General features: G+C 44.0%; 18 protein-coding genes. 9 read left to right on the plus strand and 9 right to left on the minus strand.

The genetic code is table 11. The annotated features are described in order from the left end of the window. Window positions 1-177 precede the first annotated feature (177 nt). On the plus strand, window positions 178-3,519 hold the full coding sequence (locus AAG747_RS16290) for a ThuA domain-containing protein (RefSeq protein ID WP_346822263.1): 3,342 nt from the start codon (window positions 178-180) through the stop codon (window positions 3,517-3,519). Window positions 3,520-3,684: 165 nt separating this feature from the next. Then, window positions 3,685-5,775 carry a right-handed parallel beta-helix repeat-containing protein gene (locus AAG747_RS16295; RefSeq protein WP_346822264.1) on the plus strand — a complete coding sequence of 697 codons (2,091 nt, stop codon included), beginning with the start codon at window positions 3,685-3,687 and terminating at the stop codon, window positions 5,773-5,775. 319 nt (window positions 5,776-6,094) lie between these two features. Here the strand turns inward: AAG747_RS16295 and AAG747_RS16300 are convergent, their stop codons facing one another. From AAG747_RS16300 to AAG747_RS16325, 6 genes are all read right to left on the minus strand, one after another. After that, on the minus strand, window positions 6,095-6,439 hold the full coding sequence (locus tag AAG747_RS16300; protein WP_346822265.1) for a hypothetical protein: 345 nt from the start codon (window positions 6,437-6,439) through the stop codon (window positions 6,095-6,097). Window positions 6,440-6,650: 211 nt separating this feature from the next. Next, window positions 6,651-7,925, minus strand: coding sequence for an NAD(P)/FAD-dependent oxidoreductase (locus AAG747_RS16305; protein ID WP_346822266.1), 1,275 nt, complete (start codon window positions 7,923-7,925; stop codon window positions 6,651-6,653). 227 nt (window positions 7,926-8,152) lie between these two features. Next, window positions 8,153-9,157 carry a 4-hydroxyproline epimerase gene (locus AAG747_RS16310; protein ID WP_346822267.1) on the minus strand — a complete coding sequence of 335 codons (1,005 nt, stop codon included), beginning with the start codon at window positions 9,155-9,157 and terminating at the stop codon, window positions 8,153-8,155. 74 nt (window positions 9,158-9,231) lie between these two features. Further along, complete coding sequence (gene lhpI / locus AAG747_RS16315; protein WP_346822268.1) at window positions 9,232-10,182, minus strand: bifunctional Delta(1)-pyrroline-2-carboxylate/Delta(1)-piperideine-2-carboxylate reductase; 951 nt, start codon at window positions 10,180-10,182, stop codon at window positions 9,232-9,234. A gap of 149 nt (window positions 10,183-10,331) precedes the next feature. Then, entirely contained in the window at window positions 10,332-11,930 is a 1,599-nt protein-coding gene (locus tag AAG747_RS16320; protein ID WP_346822269.1) for an aldehyde dehydrogenase (NADP(+)), read from the minus strand. A gap of 52 nt (window positions 11,931-11,982) precedes the next feature. After that, window positions 11,983-12,888: a dihydrodipicolinate synthase family protein gene (locus AAG747_RS16325; protein ID WP_346822270.1), complete on the minus strand. Its 906-nt coding sequence runs from the start codon at window positions 12,886-12,888 to the stop codon at window positions 11,983-11,985. A gap of 399 nt (window positions 12,889-13,287) precedes the next feature. On the opposite strand from AAG747_RS16325, the gene AAG747_RS16330 reads away from it, so the two are divergent. Next, on the plus strand, window positions 13,288-14,154 hold the full coding sequence (locus tag AAG747_RS16330; RefSeq protein WP_346822271.1) for an AraC family transcriptional regulator: 867 nt from the start codon (window positions 13,288-13,290) through the stop codon (window positions 14,152-14,154). Window positions 14,155-14,187: 33 nt separating this feature from the next. Here AAG747_RS16330 and AAG747_RS16335 read toward each other — a convergent pair whose 3' ends face one another. The 3 genes from AAG747_RS16335 to AAG747_RS16345 form a co-directional block, all read right to left on the minus strand. Then, entirely contained in the window at window positions 14,188-15,201 is a 1,014-nt protein-coding gene (locus tag AAG747_RS16335; protein WP_346822272.1) for a hypothetical protein, read from the minus strand. Between the two features lie 133 nt (window positions 15,202-15,334). Continuing rightward, window positions 15,335-16,102 (minus strand): hypothetical protein, encoded by a 768-nt coding sequence (locus tag AAG747_RS16340; protein ID WP_346822273.1) that lies wholly within the window; start codon window positions 16,100-16,102, stop codon window positions 15,335-15,337. After that, window positions 16,092-16,676, minus strand: a complete 585-nt coding sequence (locus AAG747_RS16345) for an RNA polymerase sigma factor (RefSeq protein ID WP_346822274.1) — start codon at window positions 16,674-16,676, stop codon at window positions 16,092-16,094. The genes AAG747_RS16340 and AAG747_RS16345 overlap by 11 nt, the downstream gene beginning before the upstream one ends. Before the next feature lie 467 nt (window positions 16,677-17,143). Between AAG747_RS16345 and AAG747_RS16350 the strand changes: the two genes are divergently transcribed. From AAG747_RS16350 to AAG747_RS16375, 6 genes are all read left to right on the plus strand, one after another. Continuing rightward, entirely contained in the window at window positions 17,144-17,926 is a 783-nt protein-coding gene (locus tag AAG747_RS16350; RefSeq protein ID WP_346822275.1) for an SDR family NAD(P)-dependent oxidoreductase, read from the plus strand. Window positions 17,927-18,012: 86 nt separating this feature from the next. Then, window positions 18,013-18,873, plus strand: a complete 861-nt coding sequence (locus AAG747_RS16355) for a fumarylacetoacetate hydrolase family protein (RefSeq protein ID WP_346822276.1) — start codon at window positions 18,013-18,015, stop codon at window positions 18,871-18,873. Between the two features lie 88 nt (window positions 18,874-18,961). Further along, the gene (locus AAG747_RS16360) at window positions 18,962-19,303 is read left to right on the plus strand and encodes an L-rhamnose mutarotase (RefSeq protein ID WP_346822277.1); all 342 of its coding nucleotides are present in this window, start codon (window positions 18,962-18,964) and stop codon (window positions 19,301-19,303) included. 160 nt (window positions 19,304-19,463) lie between these two features. Continuing rightward, complete coding sequence (locus AAG747_RS16365) at window positions 19,464-20,246, plus strand: L-fucose dehydrogenase (protein ID WP_346822278.1); 783 nt, start codon at window positions 19,464-19,466, stop codon at window positions 20,244-20,246. 709 nt (window positions 20,247-20,955) lie between these two features. Next, window positions 20,956-23,454, plus strand: a complete 2,499-nt coding sequence (gene gyrA / locus AAG747_RS16370) for a DNA gyrase subunit A (RefSeq protein WP_346822279.1) — start codon at window positions 20,956-20,958, stop codon at window positions 23,452-23,454. A gap of 94 nt (window positions 23,455-23,548) precedes the next feature. Then, on the plus strand, window positions 23,549-24,745 hold the full coding sequence (locus AAG747_RS16375) for a tetratricopeptide repeat protein (protein WP_346822280.1): 1,197 nt from the start codon (window positions 23,549-23,551) through the stop codon (window positions 24,743-24,745). The last annotated feature ends 47 nt before the right edge of the window (window positions 24,746-24,792 follow it).

The following is a 24,792-nucleotide window of genomic DNA, read 5'->3' on the forward strand; positions in this document are numbered from 1 at the left end:
AAGTTCAACTCGGGCATAAAGACAATAAATTCCGGATTCAATCAGCTCGGTTAATCTGAAAAAGATGTAATGACTCACGTAAAAAAATTTGTGAAAAGCTAAGAAAATAGCTAGCTTAGAGTCAAAAAGACTATAAGTTTGATTCTACACAAGTTAATCTATTTAAATTTGATGAAAATGAGGAGATTATGGTACTGGATTGCTTTTGCGATGAGCTTTGCCGCTTTACTTTCCTGTAGCTCAAAACAAGAGAAAAAAGTTTTGGTATATTCCCGTACCGAAGGCTTCCGGCATGGCTCTATTGAAGCCGGGCAGCAAGCCATTGAAAAATTGGGAAAAGACAATGGGTTTCAGGTGATACTGACTGAAGATCCTAATTACTTTACCGAAGACTCTCTCAAGGATATTTCGACGGTGATTTTTCTCAATACTACCGGAGATGTATTGAATTATTACCAACAGGCCGACTTTGAGCGCTATATCCAGTCGGGTGGAGGCTATGTAGGTTTGCATGCCGCCACCGATACCGAATACGAGTGGCCTTGGTACAACCGGTTAGTGGGGGCGTATTTTGACGGTCATCCTAAAATACAAGAAGCAAAACTGAAGGTGTTGGACAAAAACCATCCTTCTACTTCTATGCTGCCGGATGAGTGGATACGGAAAGACGAGTGGTATAACTTTAAGGACCTCAATCCCGAGGTGAAGGTGTTGATAACCATTGACGAAACCTCTTATGAAGGTGGGAAAAACGGAGATCCGCATCCGATGGCCTGGTACCATGCATTTGACGGAGGGCGTGCCTTCTACACCGAATTCGGCCACACGGATGAGTCTTTCGAAGAACCTTTGTTTTTGCAGCACTTGTTAGGAGGAATTCAGTACGCGATGGGAGACAATCAGAGGGATTATACCAAAGCCACTACTGACCGGGTGCCATTGGAAAACCGCTTTGTCCGTACTGTGTTGGCGCAAAACCTGGAAGAACCCATGGAATTGGAATATTTACCCAACCACAAAATTTTATTTATCGAAAGAAAAGGGGCCGTGAAAGTATACAACCTGGCTACGGAAGAGTTGAAAACCGTAGCGGAAATCCCGGTGCAACACGAGCCCGGAGAAGACGGTTTGTTAGGCTTGGCTTTGGACCCGGACTATGAGCGAAACCACTGGATCTATCTATACTACACACCTGAAGGGGAAGAGTCCGTGCAGCGTTTGTCCCGTTTCGAATTTGCCAAGGACGAATTAAATTTTGCCTCGGAAAAAGTATTGTTGAAAGTACCTACGGAGAGAGATTGTTGTCATTCAGGCGGTTCGGTTGAGTTTGGTCCGGACGGTTTATTGTACCTGTCAACCGGAGACAATACCAACCCTTTCGAATCTAATGGTTATTCTCCTTCTGACGAGCGGGACGGGCGTGCAGTCTGGGATGCTCAAAAATCTTCGGCCAATACCAATGATTTAAGGGGGAAAATCCTGCGGATCAAACCGGAGCCGGACGGAACCTATTCTATTCCGGAAGGTAACTTGTTTCCCGAAGGAACATCTAAAACCCGTCCGGAAATTTATGTGATGGGACTTCGCAATCCTTTCCGGATATCCGTGGACCACAAAACAGGCTATCTCTATTGGGGTGATGTAGGCCCGGATGCCGGAAAAGACGGTGAAAAACGAGGGCCAAAAGGCTTGGACGAATTGAACCAGGCCCGTAAGGCCGGCAACTGGGGTTGGCCATATACCCGGGGGAATAATCAATTGTATTACGATTACGATTTTGAAAAGAAAGAACCCAAGGCACCTTTTGATCCGAATAACCTGATCAACAATTCGCCTAACAACACCGGTTTGGAAAAACTGCCTCCGGCACAACCTTCCCTGATCTGGTACTCGTACGATAAGTCCGAAGAATTCCCCTGGACAGGTACCGGAGGAAAAAACCCGATGGCCGGGCCAATCTACTATGCCGAACAATTCAAAGAAATCGACAGCCGTTTTCCGGATTATTTTAATGGCAAAGTCTTCTTCTACGACTGGATGCGCGATTGGATTTATATCATTACCCTGGATGAAAACCAGAACTATCAAAAAGCAGAGCCTTTTATGCCTAATTCCGTATTTAACAATCCCACTGATATGATTTTCGGGCGAGATGGAAACTTGTATGTATTGGAATACGGGGAGAAATGGAGAGCACGGAACCTGGAGGCGCGTTTGAATAAGATTGAATATGTAAAAGGAAACCGGGCACCTATTGCCAGAATTGAATCTGACAAAACTATTGGGGCTGCTCCGTTTACCGTACAGTTTTCCGGCTTGAAATCCGAAGACCTCGAAATGGACCCGCTCAGTTATCAATGGAGCTTTGAAGGCGGTGAGATTCAGGCTAACGAAGCTCAGGCAACCTATACTTTCCAACAACCCGGCACTTATAAAGTAAGGCTGACCGTAAAAGACTCCAAGGGAGTAAGTGCAGTTGCTACAAAAGAGATAATTGTGGGTAACGAACCACCGGTGGTCCGGGTAGAAATCGCCTCAGCACACGCCTTTTACAAAGACAATGGCAAAGTTGCTTATACGATCAAGGTCAATGATAAGGAGGATGGAAGTACGGAAGATGGTCGTATAGCTGCTGAAAATGTGACCGTTTCCCTCACGTATCTGCCGGAAGGCAAAGATATTATTCAGGCCAGTAAAGGGCATCAACCGAACCTGACACCGAAAGGAAAGATATTGATGGACGGCTCGGATTGCAAGGCTTGTCATGCGGTGGATAAAAAGATCAGTGGGCCGAGTTATCAACAGGTAGCAGAAAAATACACTGAAAAAGACACGGACTACTTAGTAAGCAAAATTCTGGAAGGGGGCTCCGGAGTTTGGGGGGATGCGCCTATGTCGGCCCACCCACAGCTCAAAGAAGGCGAAGTCAGGGAAATTGTGAAATATGTCCTCTCCCTTAAAAAGGAGGAACACGCCCAATTGCCTTTAAAAGGCTCTCTGCGATTTGATCAGCACCAAAAAGGAAATACCAATGGCGTGTACATTCTCACAGCAACTTATACCGACCAAGGAAACGGAGCCATTACCTCTATTACGGCTCAGGAACAATTGGTATTTAAAGCACCTTTCTTGGAAGCCAAAAAGGCGGACGAAATTAGCGATGGCGTGTCTGCCTGGAATGGAGGCGGAAAAAGTGTGCTGGGAGGAATCAAACATGGGAAATCTTTTGCTTTTAAGGAGGTACTGCTGACCGGCTTAAAGTCTGTGGACCTTTCCGCGTATTATGTGTCTAAATACGATTACGCAGGAAAAGTAGAAGTAAGAAAGGGAAGTAGAGAAGGGGAGAAGATAGGCGAAATCCAATTGGGCTATTCCCATGCGCAAAAGGATGCCTATAAAACGTATACGATTCCTTTACAATCGGCTTCCGGGAAAAGCGATTTGTATTTTGTCTTTGTCAATGAACAAGACAAAGACCGCTATGTTGCGAATGCCCATGCCGTGTATTTGAATTATTAACTGACTGGTAAACCTTCCAGGTTTTCAAAACCTGGAAGGTTTCAATAAGTCATACGGATAGTTTAAAAAGTAAAACCGGTTATTTTTTATTTCCGGAATTAAAGGCCACCTATTTAAATCCTTATGCTTTGCAATAGAAATCTTAAGCTAATATTTGGCTGTTTTTTGTGTCTGAACTTGCTTTGGGCCTGTACGCGTCCCGAGCCGGGAATACGCTTTTATATAGCCCAGGAAGGAAGTGATCTCAACCCAGGCACCAAACGCAAACCCCTGGCTTCTTTGACGGGCGTCCGTGATGCGATCCGGAAGTATAAAGCAGAAAATTCCGTCACAGATACCATTTGGGTATTGGTGGAAGGAGGGCGTTATTTTATGCAAGAACCCTTGATGTTGACCGAAAAAGACGGAGGAACGAAAACCTATCCGGTAGTTTATAAAGCACAGGATAGTGATGAAATTCCACAATTTATCGCAGGGAAAAAAATCACCGGTTTCCAGGTGGATGCACAAGGAATTTGGAGAGTTAAAGTGCCGGAAACGCTTTATTATGGTTGGCAATTCGACCAGTTGTATGTCAACGGTCAGCGAGCTTCCATTGCGCGGACACCAAATACAGGATTTTACAAAATTGACAGTATACACCAAACCATTTGGGAGAGGGGCACCGGGCGGGTAGCGGAACGGGCCCGGCAATTGGTCGGTTTGTCCGAAGAGGAATTTTCCTTGTTTAAAAAAGTGAAGAAGGAGGAAGAAGACAGGGTGCGCTTCCGGGCGTATCACAAATGGGATTTTACGATTCGCTACTTGGATAAGGTGGAGCAGGACAGCCTTTGGATGTACACCTCAGGAAAGGGTATGAAACCCTGGAACCCCTTGCAAAAAGGCCATCGGATTGCCTTTGAAAACTTTGAAGCCGCTTTGGATACTGCCGGTGAGTGGTATCTGAGCAAAACAGGAGAATTGAGTTATTATCCTCGGAGGGGAGAAACTCCGGAAAATTCCGAAGTCATTGCCCCCGCCTTACCGCATTTTATGCTGATCAAAGGGCAATTAGAAAAAGGACAGAAAGTACAAAATATACGGTTTGAAGGACTGAGCTTTCAGTATTCACACTACAAAATACCTCCTTCGGGTTTTGAACCCAATCAGGCGGCAACGTCTGTCAATGCGGCCATTGAACTGGAAGGAGCGGAAAACATTACTTTTCAAAACTGTGAAATCAGCCATACCGGGCAACATGGCATTCACTTTGGCCAAGGGACCCAGTATTGCAAAATAGAACAATGCCATCTGAATGACTTGGGAGGCGGAGGCGTATACATCGGTACCAATACCATCGTAGCGGAAGAACTCACTACACAGCATATTGAGGTGCATAATTCCATCGTACAAACCGGAGGCCTGGAGTTTTCGCCTGCGGTAGGTATTTGGATCGGGCATGCGGCCAATAACCGGGTGACACATAATGACATTGGAGACTTTCGCTATTCGGGTGTCTCTGTCGGTTGGCGATGGGGCTATGACCACAGCCCTGCCAAAAACAATAAAGTGCTTTACAACCATATTCACCATATCGGTTGGGGGCTCACCAGTGATATGGGGGCTGTCTATACCTTGGGTTCTTCCGAAGGGACGGAAGTAAGTCATAACATTATTCACGATGTGTATTCTTACTCATACGGAGGCTGGGGTTTGTATACGGACGAAGGCTCTTCACATGTGAAAATGGAGAATAACCTGGTGTACAATACCAAGAGTGGTGGCTTTCATCAGCATTATGGAAAAGAGAATAGTATACGGAACAATATTTTTGCCTTTGCAGATTTCAACCAGTTGCAGGCAACCCGGGTAGAAAAACACCGTTCCTTTGATTTTACCCATAACATCATCGTGTACGATTCGGGTACCTTACTGGCGGGCGCTTGGGAAAAGATAGATGCTCAGGTAGACAACAATTGTTATTGGGCCTATAAACAGGATACGGTGTGGTTTCAGAACAAAGACCTGGAAAATTGGCGACAAACAGGCAAAGATCTAAGTAGCATCGTGGCCGATCCGGGCTTTGAGAATGCAGCAAGCCGGGACTTCCGTTTTGCTTCCGAACAAATGATTCGTCAAATTGGTTTTAAACCGTTCGACCTGGAAAAAGTGGGCGTTTTAGGGGATAATAATTGGAAAATGAAAGCCCGCTTGCCCGAAGAAAAACGGAAAGCCTTTCAAGAGTTAAGCAAGAAAAAGAAAAATCCGGGACACTGAGCCGGCCAGACCTTCCAGGTTTTCAAAACCTGGAAGGTCTCACTTCAAATGTAAAAGTCCCTTACTATAAATAAGTTTTTGTGGATGAGGGAGACATTGATATGCTGCGGATTTTGAAAATCCTGAAAAAGAAAAACTATCAGGGGTATTGATCCCCGGCCATACGCCTCAAATGGCTTATGCCCTGGGGTATATGAAAGCGGCTCTTTCCTTTATTGATAGGGGTAATTGCTAGAAAAAAAACAAGGCCTCAAAGGCCTTGTTTTTCATAAATGAGATTGAGTCGGAAGTTAGCAAGTTTTTAATGAAAATGTCCTCTTTAGGACCGGTGATGGCTGATCCTTGAAGGTTGGCTATTACCAGGGGAATCCAGAAATAAATAGGTGCCTTTTTGTTTGCCATTCTGTACTACTTTGCCAACAAAATTTGACCCGTGTAAGCGTCCGACCTGGGAGGAAACCAGTTCACCCAGATCTACCGTTTCTGTGTTGGTTTCTTTAGGTCTGAAGCTTAACAACCACTTAGCGGATAAGATGAAAAATAACAGGACGAATACAATGGAAACCGGGCCCTGCCATATATCTCCGTTCTCTACCGTGCGGAGTACTGTCAAACTTGTAAATGCAACTACTAAAAAACAAGCTAATCCGACTATCGTTTTCATGGGTTTTGAGTTTTACTTTGTCAATAAGTAATGTTTGATACTTCAAAGTAAAGCCGGCAGTCCGTAAGCTATGTATGGTGTGATTTTTTTTGTAAGAAAAAGATAATTTGGTTTAATAATCAGTCAGTTATGTATTTGAAATCATAGGTGGTTTGGCTCAATGTAAAAGGTAGGATCATTGACTCATTGGACAATGACCATAGACTAAATGTTACTTTCCAAACCGATCCACTTTCAACAAATCCAAAGGTAAGGAAGGTGTTTGGCGCAATGCGATTTCCGAAACCAACTTTCCGGTAACCGCTCCCAAGCTCATTCCCATCATAGCATGACCACTGGCTACAATCAGGTTGGAGATATGTTTACTCCTTCCGATATAAGGAAGCCCATCCGGTGAACATGGGCGAAGGCCACTCCACGGTTTTATGGAGTCCAATTTCTCAATCGTTACTTCCGGGTAATAGTGAGGGATACTTTGTTTTATGGTATTCAAGCGTTTGTGGTTGATGGTGGCGGTGAAGGTGCCTAATTCCATGGTACCGGCAAATCGTACTTCACCCTCCATGGGGGTAATGGCTATTTTGGCCTCTGTGAGGATAGAAGGAATGGTAAGAGGGAGTACTGAATTATCTGTTTCAAAACTATACCCTTTGCCCGCTTGTACAGGAATCGTTAACGAAAGTTTTTGGGCAAGCTTTCCGGTCCATGAGCCGGTGGCCAGAATCACTTCATCGGCTTGAATGTGTTCTTTCTTGTCCGTCAGAATGCTTTTTAATTGGTTGCCGGAACGTTGAAAATCCTGCACGGTGGTATGGTACAGGATATCGACCCCGTTTTCCAACAAGTAATTCCGGAGCGCTTTCATCATTCTTTGCGGGGTAAAATGTGCATCCCCCGGATAATAAGAGGCTCCCAGAGCATCGATAGCAAGTTGGGGTTCCAGCTCGTGTAGTTCCTCGACATTTAGCATCCGGGCTTCTATCCCTATGTTATTGGCTTGTTCGGCCGTTTTACGTTCTTCTTCCAGGTATTTTTCCGTTTTACACACCATTAGCAAACCCTTTTCACTCAGGCTTACATCCAGGTTTTCTTCGGCAATCATTTCCCTGTATAACGATTTACTCAGCTGGTTCAAGTCCCTGAGCAAAGGTGCGGACTGTTGTACATGTTGAGTTGTAGCGGACTTGTGAAAATTCCACATCCAGGCCAGCAGTTTTCTGTCTAACCGGGGGTGTACGTAAAGAGGGCTGCGAGCATTGAACATCCATTTAATTCCTTGAGCGATGACCCCTGGGGCTGCCAAGGGAATAAAATGGCTGGGCACAAGGAGCCCAGCATTTCCGTATGAACAGGCAGAAGTATTTTCTGCAGAGTTTTTTTCGATAATGATAACTTCCCTACCTTGTTTTTTCAAATAATAGGCACAACACAAACCGACGATGCCTCCGCCTATGATGATTGTTTTAGGATGGTTGCTTGCATTCATTGAAATGAAAATTTAGCAATAATGAGGAAAGGGGAGATGCAAGCAAAACTTACATACTCAATACATACATTTTGAAAACAACCGCACCTTCCCCTTGTGTACCTCACTATTTTAACTACTAGAAAAGAATGGTTAGTTAAGTGTTGAACTACTGATAATCCTATGACCCGGAATGACTTTTTGCCGCCAAGGTTTTTTGGCAGTTGCTAATCAATCGTTTCGGAATCTTAGATTACCTGGAATCCATGTGCATAAGGATCGTCTTCTTCGTCTACAATGATTTGATTATATCCTGTAATTTTGGCCCATCCTTCAATGCTGGGGATGATGCCTTGTTTTCCTCCGATTTCTACAATATCTTCTACCCGGCCGGTAAACTGACTTCCGATATAACTCTCATGAACAAAACAATCGCCTTTTTTCAGTTTCCCTTTTGCGGCCCATTGTGCCATACGGGCTGAGGTACCCGTGCCACAGGGAGAGCGGTCAATGGCTTTGTCGCCATAGAAAACCGCATTGCGGGCATCCGCTTCTTCCGAAAGTGTATCCCCTGTCCATAAAAGATGACTAAGGCCACGGATGGTATCATTTTCAGGATGGATAAAAGTATACTGTTGATTGATGCGTTCGCGAATGACAGGACTCCACCGGATGAGATCATGAGCTTTGTATGCTTGAATTCCCTGGAAGTTTTTCTGGGGGTCAACAATTGCATAAAAATTTCCGCCATAAGCCACGTCAACTTTGAGGACTCCTAACTCAGGGCACGCTACTTCAAGATTTTCCGCAGCCAAATAAGAAGCTACATTGGTGAGCTTTACCGAAATTACTTTTTTCCCTTCTTGACGATAGTTAACCAATACCAGACCTGCGGGTGTTTCCATGCGTACAATACCTGGTTTTTTAGGCTGGATCAGTCCCTCTTCAATGGCGATAGTAATGGTTCCGATAGAACCATGTCCACACATGGGCAGACAGCCACTGGTTTCGATAAACAACACCGCCACATCGTTTTCCGGGTCAGAAGGGGGGTATAAGATACTGCCGGACATCATATCGTGCCCCCGGGGTTCAAACATCAGTGCTTTACGTATCCAGTCATACTCATTGAGAAAATGCTGTCTTTTTTCACTCATGGAATTCCCGGATAAGGAAGGGCCGCCCCCTGCTACCAACCGTACCGGATTGCCACAGGTATGAGCGTCTATACAGAAGAATGACTTTCTTGCCATAGTTTATGTTATTTGTCTTTTTTCATTTTCTTTTTGATCTGGCCGCCCTGCATAGCGTCATTTCATTTCCCACATTACTGTTTTAATGATTGGATCAAAAGCTGGGCAGCCGTCAGGTCTTCTAATGCATGTCCCACCGATTTGAATACGGTGATGGCCTTGGCCTCTTTTCGTCCGTTGATTTTTCCACGGCACAAGTCAAACAAATCGCCTTGGATACCTTTCTTTTGAAGGATTCCGGTGCTGAGTGGAATGGCGATATCTCCTGTTTCTTTCATGGCCCCTTCCCAGTTATCGATATAGACAGTTCCCCGGAGCATTACCTGATCATCGGCTTCTCGCATATCCGGTTTATAAGAGCCTACCAGGTCGATATGTTGCCCTTCTTTTAGATGTATACCATGAATCAGTGGTGTTTTGCTCAATGTAGCCGTTGAAATGATATCCGCCTCAGGCAATACCTTTTCATATTTTTCAATAGGAAGTACCTCTGCGGCTACACCTTTGAGGGATTCAGCCATTGCTTGGGCTTTAGCCAAGGAACGACCGTAAACAAATACTTTGGAAATGGGCCGGACCGAGGCATGAGCTTTGACCAGTTCCGGAGCCAACGAACCTGTCCCCAACATTAACAAGGTTTGGCTGTCTTCCTTGGACAAAAAGCTCGATGCCAAAGCCGAAGCGGCAGCGGTGCGTTTATTGGTTAAGGCTTTTCCTTCAATGATCGCTTGAGGAGTGCCTTTATGTGCATCAAATAATAAATACAAACCATGGATGGAGGGCAGGTTGTATTTGCTATTATTCGGTGAGATTGTCACGATTTTTACCCCCAGTTCTTTTCCCTCTTGCCAGGCGGGCATCAGCAATAGTGAGGAGTCCAGCCCCTCTTGTGGATTATCAAAGTCATGATGATGCCGTAAGGGTACGGTGATCTCCGAAGCAAAGGCCGCTTTTAGCTTGGCAATCAGCTCCGGAAAAGATAAACTTTGATTGATTTGTTGTGCATCTATATATGGTATGGTCATTATTGAAGCTGGTTAATTAGGTGTAAAGACACCACTTCTCGAAGAAATAATGTCTTTTATATAATTGAATCGTCCATCGTGAAGAAATACCGGATGGCCTACTTGATATATGTTCATAAATTTCAGTCATCCGGTGAGCAGAAGCTCTTCTAAATATTCTCTTTACTCCATTCCCCGTTTACCAGGCGCCAGATATCTTGTGTATTCTGATTGCGCAAAGCTTCCGGTAAGATTGCTTCCGGAGTGTTTTGAAAACTCAATGGCCGGGCAAAACGCTTGATGGCAGAAGTTCCTACAGAGGTAAACCGGCTGTCAGTGGTGGCAGGGTACGGTCCTCCGTGATGCATGGAAGGACAAACTTCTACACCGGTAGGCACGCCATTAAAGATTAACCTTCCGGTTTTTTCTTCCAGTGTGGTTACCAATGTTTGTTGCGTTTCTCCCAACTCTTCTGCTTCCGCCATTACCGTTACGGTTAACTGTCCTTGCAAGGCATCGGCTACCTGTTGCATTTCTGTGGTATCGTTACATTGAATCAGTAAGGTATAAGGGCCGAATACTTCTTCGTGCAAGGTGGGATTATTTAAAAAGACCTTGGCTTCCGTAGACGCAATGACCGGCTGTGCTTCACTTTTTTGAGGGTTTGAAGTCCCCGATGCACTGGCTATTACGTCTATCCCGTTTTGATGTAATGCTTTTTCCAAGTGGGCCTGATAATTTTTCTGAATTTGAGGAGTCAGCATTGAACTGGGGGCAATATCATGCAAGGTCTGACTGAAAGAGGCAATAAAGGTGTTCAAATGAGCGCCTTTCACCCCTATAAGTAGACCTGGGTTGGTACAAAACTGTCCGGTTCCCAATGTGACGGATTGAGCATATTGTTGTCCCATCGTTTCAGCTCGTTTGGCTAAGGCCTCTTCCAATAAGAAGACCGGGTTAATGCTGCCCATTTCGGCAAAGACCGGAATGGGTTCGGGACGTTGGTTTGCCAAGTCAAATAAGGCTTTGCCTCCTGCCAAAGAACCGGTGAAGGCAACGGCCTTGGTAAGGGGGTGGGTGACTAATAATTTCCCAACCGTATAACCCGAATCATGAACCATGGAGAAGGTTCCTTCCGGCATTTCACAAATTTCTACGGCTTTGAGAATGGCTTTTGCCACTAATTCTGCCGTACCCGGATGGGCATTATGGGCTTTCACTACCACGGGATTTCCGGCAGCCAAAGCCGAAGCCGTGTCACCGCCTGCCGTGGAAAATGCCAAGGGAAAATTGCTGGCGCCAAATACCACTACCGGCCCTATGGGAACCAATATTTTACGGATATCCGGTTTGGGCAAAGGCTGTCGCTCCGGTTGGGCGGTGTCTATGTTGGCTTCTACCCAAGAGCCTTCTCTTACCAGGTTGGCAAACATACGAAGCTGATTGCAAGTACGGCCTCTTTCGCCAATGAGCCGGCCGGTTGGCAAGGCCGTTTCCTGATGGGCACGTTCGATCAGAGGTTCTCCCAAAGCTTCAATCTGATGAGCGATTTCCTCCAGGAAGCGAGCCTTTTGTGCCGGTAATATTTTTTTTAACTGTAAAAAGGCTTTTTGGGCCTTGGTCATGGCCAAGTCGGTTTCTTCTAGGGTTGCACTGAAGAATTCCGTTGGCAAAGCTTGCCCGGTTTGGGGATTCACAGCCTGAAAGCGGGCTTCCCCGCTTTTACAGACTACTGTCCCTATATAGTTAAAACCATCTATGTGAGTCATAGAAGTTGAGAATTTAAGGGTGAAAGGTTGAGATGATCGCTTTGTTTGAAAATTACACCGTGGGTAATTCGGGGCGTATGGCTAATGCATCCTGAATAATTTTCAAAATGCGCTCTTTTTCTTCTCCGATCAAAGGCAAACGGGGAGCCCGTACATGCTCGGTACCCATACCCACTTGAGCTTCGGCAAGTTTGATATATTGTATCAACTTGGGATGGATATCCAACTCTAATAAAGGCATAAACCAACGGTAGATTTTTAAGGCTTCTTCTGTACGTCCTGCTTTCATCAAGCGGTAAATGGCTACGGTCTCTCTCGGAAAAGCACAAACCAGGCCGGCTACCCATCCGTCTGCTCCGGCTGCCAAGCTCTCCAGGGCCAATGTATCCACCCCACATAAGATTTTCATGCGATCGCCAAAAGTGTTTTTATATCGGGTGATATTGGTTATGTCCCGGGTGGATTCTTTTACCGCCTGAACGTTATCCAATTTCAATAACTCATCGAACATGGCCAAAGTAACCTTGATTCCATAGTCTACCGGGTTATTATAGATCATGACGGGTAAAGAAGACGCTTGAGCGATAGTTTTAAAGTATTCCACTGTTTCCCGGTCATCGGCTTTGTAGCGCATAGGAGGTAAGAGCATCAAACCCTCGGCCCCGATTTCCTCTGCTCGTTGGGCAATGGCTACGGCTTCCCGGGTGGATTGCTCGGCAATATTCAACAATACGGGAATTTTCCCTTTGCACAGACGAATGGTTTCTTCCGTCACCAAAAAACGCTCTTCTTTGGTCAATGTACTGGTTTCTCCAAGCGAACCGGCCACGATGATTCCATCGATACCCGCTTCTATTTGCTGTTGAATATTAGCTGCATATGCCTGCATATCCAGTTGACCATCTTGCGTGAATTTAGTAGTAATGGCCGGATACACTCCATTCCAAGTAATCTTCATTGTGTTCTCATTTAAAATTTTATACTGAAAAAAAATTAGAGAAAGGCATAGGATGGCTAACATGCCATTACCGCTACGCAAACCCCAGGTAGGAGGTAAATGACAGGAAAAACGAGTGTTGCCTTTATGTCAAAGTATACAGGGAATAGTGTAGTACTTATCCATCAAAAGCCGCTTGCATTTATTCCTCCATCCCATGCCTGATGTCCTCCGTTGACATTTATTAGCCGGAGGGTAAATTGTAAAAGACTGGACCTTCTCAATCGTACTCCTTACGATTTCTTGAATGCAAGTTAGTGAGGATCATTAGGTTTTTCTGTCACTATTTTTTCGATTATTAGTACTATTTTGCTTAATTAGCAATAAAACCTGATTTTTACTAAGTTAAATAGTACTAAGTTGAAGCCTTTATACTTCAAAATCCCTAAAACGGACCAAGAGTCATTCCGGGTGCAGGTGGACCATTTGCCACATATGTACGATAAACTGCATTATCATGAAGAGCTACAGATTATCTACATCGTCAGAAGCCGGGGGACGCGCTTCATCGGAGGAGATATTTCCAAGTTTAAAGGGGGGGATATCTTTGTAGTGGGTTCCAATATGCCTCATCTTTTTAAAAATGATGAAAAGTATTATCAAGAGGACTCGCAATTTAAGGCAGTGTCCATTTCTATTTTTCTAAATAAAAAAGCTTTTGAGAGTGATTTTTTCAGCTTGCCGGAAATGCTGCCGATCAAGGAGTTTTTTAAAAATGCCGACCGTGGAATTGAAATCGTGGGCGAAACCCGGAAAGTTCTGCAAGTAAAAATGCGGGAGTTGACCAAAGCCGAGGGTTTTGAGAAATTTATTAGGGTCTTGATGATTTTGAATGTAATCAGTCAATCCAAAGAACAGGTATTTATTTCTTCTATGAAATACCTACGTACCTTGAAAGATAGCGATGGGGAAAAATTAAATGCCGTATTTGAATACATCATGAAAAACTTCACGGAATCGATCAACCTTCATGAAGTAGCAGAGGTGGCCAATATGAGTGTTTCGGCGTTTTGCCGGTATTTTAAATCGCGTACGCGTAAAACGGTGATTCAATTTATCAATGAAATCCGGATTGGTTATGCCTGTACCTTATTGACTGAAGAAGATATGTCTGTCAACGAGGCTTGTTTTTGTTGTGGTTTTAATAATGTATCCAATTTCAATCGCCAATTCAAAAGTATTACCAATCTTACACCTTCTCAATACCTGAAAAAATTCAAAAATTAAAAGAGGGGATTTCTCCCCTCCCTTTACGGTGTTTTATAAGGTAATGCCAAAACTAAAGGCATTTAATTCCGGACCGCGGCTCTCATTAAAGAGCTCATTCAGGTCATAATTGACAAAGAGGTCAAAGTCTTTGTAGCCTAGTTGAACGCGTACCCCATAGCGCCAGTTATTCAAATGGAAATTGGATTTGTCACGGTCTTTTTTCTTATCCCCATTTTCTTTATATACAAATTTGTTATGGCTGCCCAGGCGGTATCCGGCATACCCTCCCACTCCAATTCTAAACCCATAAGGGTGGTTTTTATCAAAAATTGAGATTTCCGATTTATTACAAACTCTTTTCGCTCCCTTTTTTCCGAATTCCATTAAAGGCACCAAGGAAAGGTTGAAATACGAAGCCGTCAATTTGCTCTTGATAGGGTCAATATCGGCATTGTCCACAGGAACAAACTCTACTTCCGTTGCCCCTTTTTGGATTTGAAACTGTGCATCTTCCAACTTGAAATTGTACCAACTGACACCCCCTCCCCACTCCAGGTATAATCTGCCAAATAAGGGAGTTTTGTTGACCGAGTTAATTCCTACATACCAAGAGCCCCAAGGTTTGACCGAATAAGGTTGATTATCGGCATCCGGAAACTTTCCGTTTTGGAGATAGTTGTTCATACCTATATCAAAATTAAGGGAATGCCGGGTGCCTCCGGATCGGCCTTCTTTCGAAGAACCTTCGGTCAGGGTAGAGTCCGTAATATCAACGGATTTCTCTTGTACAGTTAATAGAGAAGAATCTTTTAAGAATTTATTGCCGGATTCTACCTGCATGTTTTGGCTGTCGGTTTCGTGAAATTTTTGGTAGATATCTTCGGCAATTGCATTCAGATCATAGGCTTTTAGGGCATCCAGATCGGCCTTTTTGTAAATCAAAAAGATCATTTTACTGTCCAGCCCAAAATTGATGATCACCGTATCGGCAGGGTGGTTTTGGGCAAGTACCTTCAGGCTGTTTCCAAAAAAGAATAACAAAATGAAAGTGCTTACTATTTTCATAAAGAAAAGATTTTTCATGTTGTATAAAATTAATTTGACACTAGTAAGAAGTTAACAGCAATTACTGGCTGTCAACGCTATTTTTATGAAAGTATGCCAGGAGTTCACTGGCCAGTTGTAGTTCCGGAAACGTTTAAGGGGTCTCTTTTTTTTCCTTTTTCTGAGAGTTAAGCTTAAAAAGCTCATCCTTGGCATCTCTGATCGCTCCCAAGCCTCCCGATTCGGTGAGTTCTTTGGCAAATGCGATGATTTTGCCTAAAGAAGACTTACCGTCTGATTGCTGTGCAGCCATGGCATTGGGATTTTTTACCGGTGGCAATATATAGACAATCTTCACCGAGCCTTTTACGGGCTCTTTACTTTCCTGTTTGACCATGGCTTTTTCCAGGATTTCTTTCACTTGTATACTACCGGTATCAACAGCCAAAGTAGGCGTAGGTACCGTAAGAAGTCCTTCCTTTTGAACCGCGAGAGGAAAGGTTTCGGAAGTGTGTGTGTTAGTCTGTATTTCTTTTCTCTTCTCCTGTATGTTTGAACCGGCTACCTGTAGGTTTTTTGTATTTTCCTTTTTTACAAGCATTTTAGGGGCAAGTTCCTCAGAGATAGTTTGATAGCTTGTATCTTCCGCTAGGAGGGGTTGAGTCAAGAGAGCTTTGGAAGTGTCCGCCGGAATATGTTCATGTGTTGAAATCACCGTTGCTGTTTTTGAAGAAGACATCCACCACCCGGCCACCAAAAGTACAAGGAAACTGGCTGCCACACTCCACCAAAAAGCCCCTTTGCGTTTCTTCTTTCTGGCCTGGAGTTGTGCTTCAAGTATATGCCTGGCTCCTGCGCTGGGTGCAACCTGATGGTTGGCTAGCTTCTGTTGAAACAGCGCATCTAAACGTTTATCTTCCATGGTTGATTGATGTTCGGTGAATGCTCATTTCACTTTTGCGTAAAAATTTTTGTAATAAAGCCCTTGCCCGGCTCAACTGTGATTTGGAAGTGTTTTCACTTATCCCCAATTGTTCGGCAATTTCTTTGTGTGAATACCCCTCAATAGCATACAGGTTAAATACCGTACGGTAGCCCATGGGCAATTGCCCCACCATTTTCATTAAATCTTCGGCTTCCAAATGATCACTCAGTTGTTGGTAGTTCGGTGCATAATCGGCTTGCTCGATGTCTACCTCCAGGTACATATGCTTGTTTTTTCGCAAATACATAAGGGATTCATTGACCATGATTCTACGAAGCCATCCCTCAAAACTTCCTTCAAACTTAAACTGCCCCAATTTGTCAAAGGCTTTCATAAAGCCATTAATCATGACCTCCTCCGCTTCTCCCGGCTCTTTGATGTATCGGAGGCAAACGGCATACATCACAGGGCTGTATTTTTCATACAAGGCTGCCTGTGCGCTGGCATTTTGCTTCCGGCACTTTTTAATCAGGTCGGTTTCGGTGGTTGATTTTTGAATTTTCAGCTTCATGACTTTGGGCTACTCGACTTCAAGATGCACAGAAATACGGGTAGGTTGCATGGTGTGCTAATTTTTTTTTACTTGCTATTAAATAGAACAGAATCAGTTGTATTGTTCATCGGGAGGTGCTTATTCTCTTTGTACGGCTTTCCTTGAGGCAAAGGGAATTTCTATGAAAATTGGCAAACGTTTGCACCCAAAAAACTCTCTAGAATCCACTTTTAAAAAGCAAATTATTTGTAAACTGCATCCCATATACGGAAAAAGGTTATCTGTAAACGGGGATCGGGCAAGAGGAATCAGTGAGGCGAGAAAGGGGAAGGTAGGGGTACTTTGTTTATCATATAGCCAAAGGGTTGTTTGTAAGGAGAAGAAGAATTTTTTTAGTTGGTGCATCTGTCAGCATTCCTCTCAAACCTTCAACTCCCTCAATCCTTCAAGTTTGAAATTAACACCGACCACTAATTGCTAAAAATATGAACTTATTCAGTCTTGAAAACAAGGTGGCCGTAGTAACCGGAGGCGGTAGCGGCATCGGACAAAACATTTCACAAGTTTTTGCGCAACAAGGAGCGCATGTATTTGTGCTGGATGTAAATGATGAGGGTGGCAAACAAACCTGCGCCAACATTGAAGAAAAAGGAGGAAAAGCTACTTATGTACCTTGTAATGTGGCTTCTCAAGATCATGTAAAAGAGGTGTTTGACAAAATCTATTCGGAGGCTGGCAAACTGGATATTCTGGTGAATAATGCAGGGATTGCTCATGTGGGAAATCTGGAAAACACCAGTGAAGAAGATTTTGACCGGGTCTATAATGTGAATGTCAAGGGCGTGTATAATTGCCTGTATGCCGGAGTGGCTAAAATGAAGCAACAGGGAGGGGGAGTTATTTTGAACCTGGCTTCCATTGCTTCCTGTGTGGGTATCTCTGACCGTTTTGCTTACTCCATGAGTAAAGGAGCGGTACTGACCATGACATATTCTGTAGCCAAGGATTATATCTCAGAGAATATCCGTTGCAATTGCATTGCTCCGGGAAGGGTGCATACGCCTTTTGTGGATGGATTTATCTCTAAAAACTATCCGGGTAAGGAAGCGGAAATGTTTGAAAAGCTGTCCAAAACCCAACCCATTGGGCGGATGGGCAAACCCGATGAAATTGCCTATCTGGCACTTTTCCTGTGTTCGGAAGAATCCGGCTTCATTACAGGAACTAACTATCCGATAGACGGAGGGTTTATTACGCTTAACTCATAAGCTTTTAGCAGTCAGGATCTACCCGGTTTTTGCTGTAGCGAAAGTGTAAATGTTTTATAATTAGTAAAAAAACACTTGTAAATACAATGAAATTAATTCGATTTGGACAGGAAGGGCAAGAAAAGCCCGGTTTGATTTTGGAAAATGGAAAGCGCATCGATGCCAGTGCGTTTGGCGAAGATTACGGAGAAAGGTTTTTTGAAACGGACGGTTTGAACCGTTTGCAAAAGTGGGCGGAGGAGAATGCCGCTACGGCTCCGGAAATCCCGGAGGATGTGCGTTTGGGAGCGCCTTTGCAGCGGCCAAGTAAGATCATATGTATTGGTTTGAACTACTCGGATCATGCCAAAGAAAGCGGCATGGACTTGCCGAAAGAGCCTGTGGTTTTCTTTAAGGCAACTTCTTCTGTAGTAGGTCCTAACGATGATTTGATCATTCCGAAAGGAAGTGCCAAAACAGACTGGGAAGTAGAATTGGCAGTAGTGATTGGCAAAAAAGCCTCTTATGTGAGCAAAGAAGACGCAATGGACTACGTAGCAGGGTATGCTTTGCACAATGACTATAGCGAAAGAGCTTTCCAATTGGAGCGTTCCGGACAATGGGTGAAAGGGAAAAGCTGTGATACGTTTGCTCCTATTGGCCCGTTCATCGCTACCAAAGAGGAAATTGCCGATCCGCATAACCTGAACCTTTGGCTGAAAGTCAATGGAGAAACCATGCAGGATGGAAGTTCCAAAAACCTGATTTTTGATATCCCTCATGTAATCAGTTACTTGAGTCAATTCATGTCTTTACTGCCAGGTGATGTAATCTCTACCGGGACCCCGGCTGGTGTAGGGTTGGGATTTGATCCGCCGGTGTATTTGAAACCGGGCGATGTGGTAGAGTTAGGCATTGACGGACTTGGTTCTTCCAAACAAGAAGTAAAAGCGTATCCTGGAGAATAACCCGGGAGTTTGCGATCGGCAGGTTAACCTGCCGATCGCATATTACCTTCTTCCAGACGCTTGGAAAACCTTATATAATAAGCAAGACATGAAAGAATATGCCAAAAGCATCAATCTGAAAGACGATCCGGACTTGATTGCAAAGTATTTGGAATACCACGACAACATCTGGCCGGAAGTGGTGGAGTCGTTCAAAGCTGTGGGAGTCATCGATATCAAGATTTTTAAAATTGGGCGGCAGCTCTTTATGTATATGGTGACGGAAGATCATTTCGATCCGGAAAAAGATTTTGAACGCTACCTTCAAATGAACCCTAAAAACCCGGAATGGGAAGATTTGATGGCCACTTTTCAAGAGCCATTACCCGGAGCCAAAGAAGGGGAGCACTGGGCTGCATTGGAAAAGATTTTTGAATTAAATAAAGAATAAACCGGAAGGTAGGCTTCTTAGCAGAAGTAGCCTTTTGTAGTAAGATAGATTGGTAAAAAGGAAATCAGAGGAAAAAGGACTTGGGCAAATGCAATGACCTTCTTTTTTATCGCATTCCAAGAACGAACGCATCAAGGCATTTACCATAATTACTTTAATCATGGATTTACATATAAAAAATAAAGTATATATCATCACCGGAAGTACCCGGGGAATAGGGGAAGCCATTGCTTATACATTTGCCGAAGAGGGGGCCATCCCGGTACTAGTCGGCAGAAATGAAGCACGGGGACAACAGGTATTGGACAAGATCAAAGAAATCGGGGTAGATACCATCTTTGTCAAAGCGGACCTTTCAACGGTGGAGGGTTGTAAAGGTGTGATCGACCAAACATTGGAAAAATTGGGCAAAATTGACGGTTTGGTGAATAATGCAGGGTACAACGATGGGACAGGCCTGGATGCGGGGCCGGAAAAGTTTATGGCTTCTTTGCAACTGAATATCTTCCATTATTATACCTTGGCGCATTTTGCCAAAGCGGCATTGATCGAGACCAAAGGTACCATTATTAATGTAGGCTCGAAAGTAGCTGTGACCGGGCAAGGTGGAACTTCCGGGTATGCTGCGTCAAAAGGAGGTACTCAGGCATTGACCCGCGAATGGGCGGTAGAACTGCTGCCATACAATATCCGGGTAAATGAAGTAATTCCGGCTGAAACCTGGACCCCCCTGTACGAAGAGTATGTGAACCGCTTTGACGATCCGGAAGAAAAGAAACAAGCCATTGCGCAGCGTATCCCTCTGGGGCAACGTTTTACAACCAGTGAAGAAATTGCCGATATGGTGGTGTTTTTGGCCTCTGACCGGGCTTCGCATATCACCGGGCAACATCTCTATGTAGACGGAGGGTATACCCACCTCGACAGAGTAATTGGAACTTGATAGAAGGTAGTGAGTGTTCCAAGATTGATGTTATTCTATCCTAGCCGGGCATAATAATCTATTGCCAACATTCATAGACATAAAGATACGATTAACTAGCTATTTCAAACATTTAAAGCCTGGTTGACAAGCCGGGCTTTTTGTTTGCCTCCCGTGTAGCTTTTTTTCATAAGGCCATTTTCTAGAGATAGAAGCGTTTGGGAAAGGCGAATTTCCTTGGTGAATAAGTAGAACCGAAAAGGTAAATTGAAAAAAAGGCCGGTTGACCTACCGGTTTTTTATTCGTTTTTAGCCTTTTTACAGATCGTAGATCTATCAAACAGGAGGGAGGCTATCCTTCAGAAGGATATACGTGAAATAATCCCTCATACTCCCCTAAAAATGAACAATTTTATATAAATTGCACCCCAATTTGTAGTCCGCTTAAATACGCTGGAATTCTAGGTATGAGAAATAATTCTGGCAAAGTGGTACAAAGCAGTGCGCCACGCCAAATTAAGCGGATTAGAGAGTATTCCCCTAAAAGGCTGGCAACTATAGAAAATTAGGCATAACCTATATATATGAGCATGTTTAAACATAATCCTTTGCAAAGCAAAGGCGGAATACCGCCACAAAATTTAAACATACTCTAAACTACGGCTACTTGCCCCAGAAGAAGGCAAGGCAGTAGAGTCATAAAATTCCAGTACAATAAACAAACAATTGAATGGCAGAAGGAGAAAAGATTATCTCGATTAATATCGAAGATGAAATGCGGGGTGCGTACATCGACTATTCGATGTCCGTCATCATCTCTCGGGCCATACCCGATGTGAGAGATGGGTTAAAACCGGTTCACCGTAGAGTCCTTTACGGAATGAGTGAACTGGGTATGAGTTACAACCGCCCGTATAAAAAATCCGCCAGAATTGTCGGTGAAGTTTTAGGTAAGTATCACCCACATGGCGACTCATCCGTGTACGATTCGATGGTGCGGATGGCACAACCTTGGTCTTTGCGCTACATGTTGGTAGACGGCCAGGGAAACTTTGGATCGATTGACGGAGACTCTCCGGCAGCGATGCGTTATACCGAGGCCCGTCTCAAAGAGGTTGCGGGCGAAATGCTGGGGGACTTAAACAAAGACACGGTAGATTTCCAACCCAACTTTGACGACTCCTTAAAGGAGCCTACCGTACTGCCCAGTAAACTACCCAGCCTTTTGGTGAACGGTACTACGGGGATTGCGGTGGGGATGGCTACCAGCATGCCACCGCATAACCTGAGGGAAGTGATCAACGGAATCAATGCCTACATTGAGAACCGTGAGATTACCATCATGGAGTTGATGGAGCATGTGAAAGGTCCTGATTTCCCTACCGGGGGAATTATTTACGGGTATGAAGGGGTGAAAAAAGCCTTTGAAACCGGAAGGGGCAGAATTGTGATGCGTGCTGTCGCCCAGATTGAAACGACCAAAACCGGCCGGGAGCAAATCATCGTGACCGAAATTCCTTATATGGTCAACAAAGCGATGATGATCGAGAAGACGGCGGCCATGGTCAATGAAAAGAAAATTGAAGGCATCAGTGATATCCGGGATGAATCGGACCGTAGAGGTATCCGGATTGTATACGAACTGAAAAAAGATGCCGTAGGCGAGGTAGTACTGAACACTCTTTTTAAACATACCCAACTTCAAACGTCTTTCAATGTCAACAACATCGCGTTGGTGAAAGGCCGCCCAGCTTTGCTTAACTTGAAAGACTTGATCAAAGCGTATGTGGAGCATCGTCACGAAGTGGTGGTGAGACGCACCCGCTACGATTTGAAAGAAGCGGAAAAGCGCCTGCATATTTTGGAGGGGTACTTGATCGCGCTGGATAATCTGGATGATGTGATCGCTTTGATCCGGGGATCGAAAGACCCGGAGATTGCCCGGGAAGGCTTGATGACAAACTTTGGACTGACCGAAATCCAAGCCAAAGCCATTCTGGACATGCGTTTGCAGCGTTTGACAGGCCTGGAAATTGACAAGATCCAGGCAGAGCACAAAGAGGTGACGATCTTAGTTGAGAAATTAAAAGAAATATTGGGCAGTGAAGAACTCCGGATGAACATCATCAAAGAGGAATTGGCTGCACTGAAAGAAAAATACGGAGATGAAAGAAGGTCGGTAATCGAAATGAATGCCGATGAGTTGGACATCGAAGATATGATTCCTGACGAAGAGATGGTGATCACCATTTCTCACCAAGGATATATCAAACGGACCCCTCTTAAAGAATACCGTCAACAAGGGCGGGGTGGTGTAGGCTCCAAAGGGGTAGTTACCAAAGAAGATGATTTTACGGAGCACTTGTTTATTGCGACCAATCATAATTACTTGTTGATTTTTACCAAAACGGGTAAAGTATATTGGTTGAAAGTGTACCAAGTACCGGAAGGGAGCAAAACGTCCAAAGGAAGGCCTTTGCAAAACTTGATTCAGATAGACCGGGATGACCGGGTACAAGCAGTTATCAATACCAAAAACCTCAAAGACGAAGAGTATGTGAACAACAACTATCTGGTGTTCTGTACTCAGAAAGGTTTGATTAAGAAAACACCTCTGGAAGCATATTCCCGTCCTCGTCAGAATGGAATCAATGCTATCAATATCAACGAAGGAGACCGTCTGTTGAATGTGCAATTGACCAATGGAGAGAGCGAAATCATTGCTGCATTGTATTCCGGAAGGGCAATCCGTTTCCACGAAAGCAAAGTGCGTTCAATGGGTCGAGTATCTACCGGAGTGAGAGGTATTACCTTGGCCAACGAAGAAGACCGGGTAGTGGGAATGGTATGTGCCAATGATCCGAATGCCAGCTTGTTGGTGGTTTCTGAAAAAGGCTTTGGAAAACGTTCTTCTATCGATGGCTACCGGGTGACTAACCGGGGTGGTAAAGGGGTGAAAACCTTGAACATTACGGAAAAAACCGGTGGATTGGTAGGAATTAAAATCGTAGAAGACAACAGCGACCTGATGATTATTACCCGTTTGGGGATTATTATCCGTATGGCAGTCAATGGCCTGCGGGTGATGGGGCGTGCTACTCAAGGGGTGAAATTGATCCGCTTGAATGAAAATGATGAGATTTCTTCTGTAGAAACCGTAGAAATCGAAGAGAATGGGAATGAAGAAACCCAAGGTGAAAATGGACCGGTAGAAGAAAATGTGGAATAAGGATTGTAAAAAGGTAAAATTTGTCCTGGGGTTTTATTAAAATAATTCCATTTTTAAATTTGTTATATTCATTCAATTTTAAAATATTTTACTAATGAGAAAACTAATTCTGACATTCATCATATCGCTTGGAGTTTTGGGTGCAGCGATGGCTCAAGATGTGAAGGGATCTGTTGCTAAAGCAGAGGCTTATCTGGGCAAAGGTGAATTGAAACTGGCTAAGGCGGAGATTGACGCTGCTGTGAAAAAAGAGGTGGATAAACTGGAAAGTAAAGGGAAAGATCCTATTCCAAAGGCCAAAACTTTATTCATCAAAGGAAAAGTATATCAGGCAATTGCTCTCTCCAAAGAAGAGGCAGACAAAAGCTTGGCGGAAAAGCCTTTGAAAACAGCGATCGAAACGTATAACGTAATCCTGAAAAATGAAAAAGAAGGAAGCGTATACTATGGGTATGCTAACTTGCAAAAAGACCAAATGTATGGTGAAGTTTTCAACAAAGGTGTTGAATTTTACAACAATAATGACATGGAAGGTGCTTTGGAATTTTTCCAAAAAGCCAGTGTGATTAAGCCTCAGGATACTTCTGTAGCGAGTAACGTAGCCATGATTGCCTATGAGTTAGGTGATAGAAAAGTGGTGGAAGAATATGCCGACAAGTTGATCAAAATGGATTACAAAAAGCCTTACTTGTTCAACATCTTGGCCAACTATGCTTTGGAAGAAGAAGACTATGACAAAGCTCTGGAAGTGATCAAAGCCGGTAAAGCTGCCAACCCTGAAAACATGGATTTGTTGGTACAGGAAATTAACATTTATATCAAAACGGAAAAAACCGATGAGGCCATCGCAAACATCAAAGATGCCTTGGAGAAAGATCCGAAAAATAAGCCGTTGTTGTTCAACATGGGTATCTTATACGACCGGAAAGGAGAAGTAGCCAAAGCAGAGGAGTATTATAAAAAGACCTTGGAGATTGATCCTGAGTACTACGATGCTCACTATAGCTTAGGAGCGTTGTATTACAACGAAGCTGTACAGATCTACAAAAAGATCAACGAGCTGGAGTTGGATAGCCGTGGCCGCTACAAGGACAGAGAAACCGGAGATACTTTGGAAGCGAAAGTGAAAGAATGGTACACAAAGTCTATCCCTTATTTCGAAAAAGCGACTGAGTTGAACGCTAGCGAAAAGCAAATCTTCGAGCTTTTGTCCAGAATGTACAATGTGTTGGAAATGAAAGACAAGTACGATGCGGTTCAGAAGAAATTAGAAGCGATGCCCGAAAATTAATCGGTATATAGATATTCGATACTGTTACAAATCCCGGAGTGAAAGCT

This window comes from Rapidithrix thailandica (assembly GCF_039710355.1).
Taxonomy (GTDB): domain Bacteria; phylum Bacteroidota; class Bacteroidia; order Cytophagales; family Flammeovirgaceae; genus Rapidithrix; species Rapidithrix thailandica.

Bases quoted from the DNA above. Each gene is read 5' to 3' on its own strand.
- AAG747_RS16340 (WP_346822273.1), bottom strand. From the start codon at position 16,102: ATGGAAGATAAACGTTTAGATGCGCTGTTTCAACAGAAGCTAGCCAAC.
- AAG747_RS16335 (WP_346822272.1), bottom strand. From the start codon at position 15,201: ATGAAAATAGTAAGCACTTTCATTTTGTTATTCTTTTTTGGAAACAGC.
- AAG747_RS16310 (WP_346822267.1), bottom strand. From the start codon at position 9,157: ATGGCAAGAAAGTCATTCTTCTGTATAGACGCTCATACCTGTGGCAAT.
- AAG747_RS16320 (WP_346822269.1), bottom strand. From the start codon at position 11,930: ATGACTCACATAGATGGTTTTAACTATATAGGGACAGTAGTCTGTAAA.
- gyrA (WP_346822279.1), top strand. From the start codon at position 20,956: ATGGCAGAAGGAGAAAAGATTATCTCGATTAATATCGAAGATGAAATG.
- AAG747_RS16350 (WP_346822275.1), top strand. From the start codon at position 17,144: ATGAACTTATTCAGTCTTGAAAACAAGGTGGCCGTAGTAACCGGAGGC.
- AAG747_RS16365 (WP_346822278.1), top strand. From the start codon at position 19,464: ATGGATTTACATATAAAAAATAAAGTATATATCATCACCGGAAGTACC.
- AAG747_RS16345 (WP_346822274.1), bottom strand. From the start codon at position 16,676: ATGAAGCTGAAAATTCAAAAATCAACCACCGAAACCGACCTGATTAAA.
- AAG747_RS16355 (WP_346822276.1), top strand. From the start codon at position 18,013: ATGAAATTAATTCGATTTGGACAGGAAGGGCAAGAAAAGCCCGGTTTG.
- AAG747_RS16325 (WP_346822270.1), bottom strand. From the start codon at position 12,888: ATGAAGATTACTTGGAATGGAGTGTATCCGGCCATTACTACTAAATTC.
- lhpI (WP_346822268.1), bottom strand. From the start codon at position 10,182: ATGACCATACCATATATAGATGCACAACAAATCAATCAAAGTTTATCT.
- AAG747_RS16375 (WP_346822280.1), top strand. From the start codon at position 23,549: ATGAGAAAACTAATTCTGACATTCATCATATCGCTTGGAGTTTTGGGT.
- AAG747_RS16290 (WP_346822263.1), top strand. From the start codon at position 178: ATGAGGAGATTATGGTACTGGATTGCTTTTGCGATGAGCTTTGCCGCT.
- AAG747_RS16300 (WP_346822265.1), bottom strand. From the start codon at position 6,439: ATGAAAACGATAGTCGGATTAGCTTGTTTTTTAGTAGTTGCATTTACA.
- AAG747_RS16360 (WP_346822277.1), top strand. From the start codon at position 18,962: ATGAAAGAATATGCCAAAAGCATCAATCTGAAAGACGATCCGGACTTG.
- AAG747_RS16305 (WP_346822266.1), bottom strand. From the start codon at position 7,925: ATGAATGCAAGCAACCATCCTAAAACAATCATCATAGGCGGAGGCATC.